Origin of the sequence: Litchfieldia alkalitelluris, assembly GCF_002153425.1 — a bacterium.
Classification (GTDB): domain Bacteria; phylum Bacillota; class Bacilli; order Bacillales; family Salisediminibacteriaceae; genus Evansella; species Evansella alkalicola.
Genome location: NZ_MTSQ01000036.1, coordinates 1 through 1,227, shown reverse-complemented (window position 1 = coordinate 1,227; position 1,227 = coordinate 1). Strand labels below are relative to the sequence as shown.

Below are 1,227 nucleotides of genomic sequence, written 5' to 3'. Positions count from 1 at the left end.
GTCACACCCGTTCCCATGCCGAACACGGTAGTTAAGCTCTCCAGCGCCGATGATAGTTGGGGTTCACCCCTGTGAAAGTAGGACGTTGCTGGGCGATATATATGGAGGATTAGCTCAGCTGGGAGAGCACCTGCCTTACAAGCAGGGGGTCGGCGGTTCGAGCCCGTCATCCTCCACCATATACGCTGGCCTAGCTCAATTGGTAGAGCAACTGACTTGTAATCAGTAGGTTGGGGGTTCAAGTCCTCTGGCCAGCACCACTTATCTCAACGTAGAATATCTACGAGCCATTAGCTCAGTGACAAGCGATGCAACATGAATATGCTACGAGTTGTCTCGACGCATAAGCTTCACTTGAGTAGCTATAAGAGGAAGAGACAGGTAAGACTACGGAGCACAACATCGTCCGTAAGCAACATGAATAATCATCGTAGAAATAACTGCGAGCCATTAGCTCAGTTGGTAGAGCATCTGACTTTTAATCAGAGGGTCGAAGGTTCGAGTCCTTCATGGCTCACCATTTTTATTATTTGTGCGGGTGTGGCGGAACTGGCAGACGCGCTAGACTTAGGATCTAGTGCCTTCGGGCGTGGGGGTTCGACTCCCTTCACCCGCACCAATATGCGGAAGTAGTTCAGTGGTAGAACACCACCTTGCCAAGGTGGGGGTCGCGGGTTCGAATCCCGTCTTCCGCTCCAGAACTAAATTTGTCTGCATGCCGGGGTGGTGGAATTGGCAGACACACAGGACTTAAAATCCTGCGGTAGGTGACTATCGTGCCGGTTCAAGTCCGGCCCTCGGCACCATTTTAATATTGAAATAATAGTAACGATTTTATTATTTCTGAATAGGTTAAAAACGTAGTAAAAAATAAATATGCGCCCGTAGCTCAATTGGATAGAGTGTCTGACTACGGATCAGAAGGTTAGGGGTTCGACTCCTCTCGGGCGCGCCATTTATCGGGAAGTAGCTCAGCTTGGCAGAGCACTTGGTTTGGGACCAAGGGGTCGCAGGTTCAAATCCTGTCTTCCCGACCATTGATTTAGGGGCCTTAGCTCAGCTGGGAGAGCGCCTGCCTTGCACGCAGGAGGTCAGCGGTTCGATCCCGCTAGGCTCCACCAATATTTTTATATGACCTTTGAAAACTAAACAAAAAGCCAAACGAAGTGGGATAAGAAGTTATTTCATATTTTATGAAGTAATGAAGAATATCCCGTCAATGAATTA

9 tRNA genes and 1 rRNA gene are annotated in these 1,227 nt (G+C 48.8%); all 10 read left to right on the top strand.

What is annotated here, in order from left to right:
* Positions 1–94, top strand: a 5S ribosomal RNA gene (rrf, locus tag BW724_RS23085); the annotation flags it as partial.
* 9 nt (positions 95–103) lie between these two features.
* Positions 104–179: transfer RNA gene (locus BW724_RS23080), tRNA-Val, on the top strand.
* Between the two features lie 5 nt (positions 180–184).
* Positions 185–260: transfer RNA gene (locus BW724_RS23075), tRNA-Thr, on the top strand.
* 184 nt (positions 261–444) lie between these two features.
* Positions 445–520 (top strand) — tRNA-Lys (locus tag BW724_RS23070).
* Between the two features lie 14 nt (positions 521–534).
* Positions 535–619: transfer RNA gene (locus BW724_RS23065), tRNA-Leu, on the top strand.
* A gap of 4 nt (positions 620–623) precedes the next feature.
* Positions 624–698, top strand: a tRNA-Gly gene (locus BW724_RS23060).
* Between the two features lie 19 nt (positions 699–717).
* A tRNA-Leu gene (locus BW724_RS23055) sits at positions 718–806 on the top strand.
* Positions 807–878: 72 nt separating this feature from the next.
* Positions 879–955: transfer RNA gene (locus BW724_RS23050), tRNA-Arg, on the top strand.
* Positions 956–960: 5 nt separating this feature from the next.
* Positions 961–1,037: transfer RNA gene (locus BW724_RS23045), tRNA-Pro, on the top strand.
* Positions 1,038–1,045: 8 nt separating this feature from the next.
* Positions 1,046–1,121, top strand: a tRNA-Ala gene (locus BW724_RS23040).
* Positions 1,122–1,227: the final 106 nt, after the last annotated feature.